This is a genomic window from Bacillus sp. P14.5 (genome assembly GCF_003316765.1).
Lineage (GTDB): Bacteria > Bacillota > Bacilli > Bacillales > Bacillaceae_B > Rossellomorea.
Map to the genome: position 1 here is coordinate 1 of NZ_NIJF01000076.1, position 1,944 is coordinate 1,944.

The 1,944-nt window shown below is 50.2% G+C and carries 3 protein-coding genes; all 3 read right to left on the reverse strand.

Annotated elements, in window-relative coordinates; genetic code table 11:
• The coding region (gene rnpM, locus B9Z54_RS13700; RefSeq protein ID WP_205207715.1) for an RNase P modulator RnpM at positions 1-248 on the reverse strand (248 nt) is incomplete at its 3' end.
• Positions 245-1,411 (reverse strand): transcription termination factor NusA, encoded by a 1,167-nt coding sequence (nusA, locus tag B9Z54_RS13705; RefSeq protein WP_034777276.1) that lies wholly within the window; start codon positions 1,409-1,411, stop codon positions 245-247. The genes rnpM and nusA, both read right to left, overlap by 4 nt.
• Before the next feature lie 12 nt (positions 1,412-1,423).
• Entirely contained in the window at positions 1,424-1,894 is a 471-nt protein-coding gene (gene rimP / locus B9Z54_RS13710) for a ribosome maturation factor RimP (protein ID WP_034777274.1), read from the reverse strand.
• Between the last annotated feature and the right edge of the window lie 50 nt (positions 1,895-1,944).

Here is a 1,944-nt window from a genome sequence, read left to right on the forward strand (position 1 = left end):
AGCTGCTCATAAAGCGCGTCACTCGTCTTGACTTTTAAATGATGATCAAGTGTCCGTTTCTTCTCTGCTAAACGAATCACATCCGCATCTTTCGACAAATACGCCCCACGTCCGTTCAATTTACCAGACGTATCGATGACGACGTCACCTTCCGGCGTCCGAACGACACGAATCAACGCTTGTTTCGGTAACATTTCTTGCGTGACCACACATTTGCGCAAAGGAAGTTTCTTTTGCTTCATGGTCATTCCTCTTCTTTCACCGTTGTCGGCTCGAGGGCGACGTCAACCGAGTCAGTCTGTTCCATTTCATTGTGAACAATTTCTGGCTCCGGTTCAACTTTTTCGGCGTACGTATCATACAAGTCCATGCCTTCTGCATCCGTCTCGCTCTTGATATCAATTTTCCAACCTGTCAATTTCGCAGCAAGACGCGCGTTTTGACCGCGCTTCCCGATGGCAAGTGACAATTGATAATCTGGCACGACGACCGTCGTCGATTTATTCGGTTCATTGACGTACACGTCAACGACTTGAGCCGGGCTGAGTGCGTTTTTCACGAACTCTTTCGGATCGTTCGACCAACGAACGATATCGATTTTCTCACCGTTGAGCTCATCGACGATCGTTTGGACACGTTGCCCTTTCGGACCGACACAAGCGCCGACTGGATCGACGATGTCGGAATGGACGGCAATCTTCGAGCGGTCACCCGCTTCGCGTGAGACCGACATGACGTCGACCGTTCCGCTCGCGATTTCTGGCACTTCGAGCTCGAACAAACGACGCAACAGACCTGGATGCGTCCGCGAAACTTGAATGGCTGCGCCCGAACCTTTCGTCGTCGAATCGACTTTCGTCACATACACTTTGATGCGGTCATGAATCTGGTACGACTCATTTGGCATCTGCTCGTTCGGTGTGAGCACCGCTTCGATATTGTTTTCAAGACCGATATACAAGTTGCGTGGGTCGAACCGTTCCACAATCCCCGTCATGATCTCGTCTTCTTTATCGACGAAATGGTTATAAATCCGTTCGCGCTCGGCTTCCCGCATCTTTTGCGTGACGACTTGTTTCGCCGTCATCGCCGCGACGCGACCGAAGTCGCTCGGTGTGACTTCTTCTTTATGGAAGTCTCCAAGCTCGTAGTTCGGGTCAATCTCATGCGCTTCTTCGAGCGACAATTGTTGCTCGGGATGCGAGAGACGTTCGACGACTTCGAGAAGTGCAAAGACACGGATGTCACCTGTCACTTGGTCGAATTCAACTTTTACGTTTTCATTCGGGTTGGCGACGTTTCGGCGATATGCCGAAATGAGCGCCTGCTCAAGCGCATCGATGATAATCTCTTTCTCGATTCCTTTTTCGTTAGCAATCTGTTCGATTGTTGTGAGTAATTGTGGCCCCATCTTTACCTCTCCTTAACTAAACGTGACCGCTAGGCGGGCTTGTGCAATTTTGTCTACCGGTAGCGATATCGCTTTTTTTCTTGTCTTGATGCGCGTCTCGACGACGGCGGTCTCACCGTCATATTCCGTCAAAATGCCTTCGAACTCTTTTGCACCTTCGATCGGGGCAAACGTCTTGATATAGACGTTCTTTCCAATCGCGCGTTCAAAGTCGGTCGGCTTTTTCAATGGTCGCTCGGCACCGGGACTCGAGACGTCAAGATAATAGGCTTGTTCGATCGGATCGCTATCGTTTAGTTTTTCCGAGAGTTGTTCGTTGATGTTGACGCAATCATCTAAATCGACGCCCCCCGGCTTGTCGATATAGACGCGCAAGAACCAATCTGGCCCCTCTTTCACGAATTCGACATCGACCAATTCCATGTTCTCACGCTCCACGATCGGCAACGCGATCGCTTCGACGACTTCTGTTATTTTGGACACTCTCATCCCTCCTTCTGGCTTTTACATACAAGAAAGGAGTAGGGTTCCCT

Bases quoted from the DNA above. Each gene is read 5' to 3' on its own strand.
- nusA (WP_034777276.1), bottom strand. From the start codon at position 1,411: ATGGGGCCACAATTACTCACAACAATCGAACAGATTGCTAACGAAAAA.